The sequence below is a fragment of the Rhizobacter sp. P3_B12 genome (assembly GCF_056402895.1).
Map to the genome: position 1 here is coordinate 1 of NZ_JBFUGN010001020.1, position 2,141 is coordinate 2,141.

Annotated in this window: 1 protein-coding gene and 1 pseudogene; both read left to right on the forward strand. The window is 72.9% G+C overall.

Translation table 11 applies throughout. The annotated features are described in order from the left end of the window. Nucleotides 1–384, forward strand: a pseudogene (locus tag AC1D01_RS31500) (UvrD-helicase domain-containing protein); the annotation flags it as partial. Nucleotides 385–501: 117 nt separating this feature from the next. Further along, on the forward strand, nucleotides 502–2,141 hold a 1,640-nt coding region (locus AC1D01_RS31505), incomplete at its 3' end, for a serine/threonine protein kinase (RefSeq protein WP_477873451.1).

A 2,141-nucleotide genomic window follows, 5' to 3' on the forward strand; every position in this document is an offset into this window, starting at 1 on the left:
GACCTGGAGGCACTGGCCACGGCCGCCGCGGCCGCGTTCGACAGCCCGCCGCGCGAGGTGCTGCGCATCGCATCGACGATGCTGCAGCACGCGAGCGGCCGCCGCTTCTTCGACCGCAGCGGCCTGCTGTGGGCGGGCAACGAGGTCGCGGTGGCGCAGGGCGACCAGCCGCTGCGCATCGACCGGCTGGTGGCGCTGGACGAAGGCGGCCGGCGCGTCTGGTGGGTGCTCGACTACAAGCTCGCCCACAAGCCGCAGGCGCAGCAGGCCTACCACGAGCAGATGCAGCGCTACCGCGACGCGGTGCAGGCGCTGCAGCCCGGCGAGCCGGTGCGCTGTGCGCTGATCGGCGGCACCGGCGAGGTCGTCGAGCTCGACATCTGACGCACGAAAAGCAGCCTCGCCGTCTGAAATTGGCACGGCTTTTCCGGGTTCATCAGCGCACCACGATGCGGCATTCGGTCGTCCAATAAGGCAACTTCGTCACATCGCGCCTCGCTCATGTCCGTTCCGGAGACTCCTGCCGCCAAGACCGCGCCGACACGCGCGTTCGGGCGCTATCAGCTGCGTCAGCTGCTGGGCAAGAGCGACCGCAGCATGGTGTGGCTCGCGTTCGACCCGCGCGCCTCGCAGGAGGTGATGCTGACGCTGCCGCGCGTGCAGCCCGCCGACGCAGCCGGCCTCGAGGCCTGGACGCGCGACGCCAGGCTCGCCGCCCGGCTCGACCACCCGAACCTGGCCCACGTGATCGAAGTGGGCGTGCAGGACCATTGGCCGTACGTCGCGGTCGACCGCGCGCTCGGCAGCACGCTGGCCGAACGGCTCGCGGCCACGCCCGGGCTGACGGCCAACGAAGCGGTGGGCTGGATGATCCAGGCGCTGGAAGGCCTGGCCTTCGCGCATGAAGCCGGCGTGGCGCACCGCGACCTGCAACTGCACCACGTGCTGCTCAGCGAGCAGGGCACGGTGCGCGTGATGGCGCTGGCCGTCGCCTCGGCACCGCCCGCCACCGGCGAGGCGGCCGCCGCCGACCGCGCCCACGACCGCGCGATGCCGATGGACCCGAACCAGCTGCGCGCCTCCCGCCTCGCGGCCGAGCGCGACGTGCTCTGTGCCGGCCTGGTGCTGCACCAGCTGCTGTGCGGCCAGCCGGCGCTCGACGAACCCGACACCGCCCGCGTGATCGAGCGCCTGCCGCCGACCGGCCGCGAGATCATCCGCCTGCCCTGGGGCACGCCGAAGCCGATTCCCGATGCGCTGCGCGCCATCGCCAACCGCGCGACCGACCGCCAGGAGCGCCAGCGCTATCACAGCGCCCGCACCCTGCTGCGCGCGATGTCGGGCTGGCGCGAGACCGATGCGCAGGACAGCGGCGGCGCGATCGCGCTGCTGATCGACCGCATGCGCAGCATCGGCCACCTGCCGGCGGCCCCCGGCGTTGCGCAGCGCGTGGGCCGGCTCGCGATGGCCGAGGGCCAGCGCACCGACGAGATCGCCCAGCAGATCCTGCAGGACATGGCGCTCAGCTTCGAGCTGCTGCGCACCGTCAATTCGGCGCAGGTGCAGGGCACGCAGATTTCCGGCAACGGCCCGGTGCTGACGATCCGCCGCGCGGTCGCGCTGATGGGGCTGAAGGGCGTGCGCAGTGCGGCCGCGGTGCTGCGGCCGTGGCCCGGGCCGCTGTCGCCCGTGCATGCCGATGCCTTGCAGAAGCTGATGGACCGCGTGCGCCTGGCCGGCCACACCGCGCAGGTGCTGCGCCCGGCGGGCTACGACCCCGAGGTGATCTACCTGATCGCGACGCTGCAGAACCTGGGCCGCCTGATGGTGCAGTACCACTTCCCCGATGAAGCCGAACAGATCCGCCAGCTGATGCAGCCGATCCCGCCTGCCGAGCCGGGCGAGGCCGAGCAGCCGGGCATGACGGAAGAGGGCGCGTCGTTCGCGGTGCTCGGCGTCGACAGCGAACTGCTGGGCGCCGCCGTGGCGCGCCACTGGGGCTTGAACGACGAGGTGCTGCACATGGTGCGCCGGCTGCCGGCCGGCCGCCCGGTGCGCAGCGCCGACAGCGATGGCGACGTGCTGCGCATTGCCGCGAGCGCCGCCAACGAGGCGGTCGACGTGGTGAGCCAGCTGCCCGC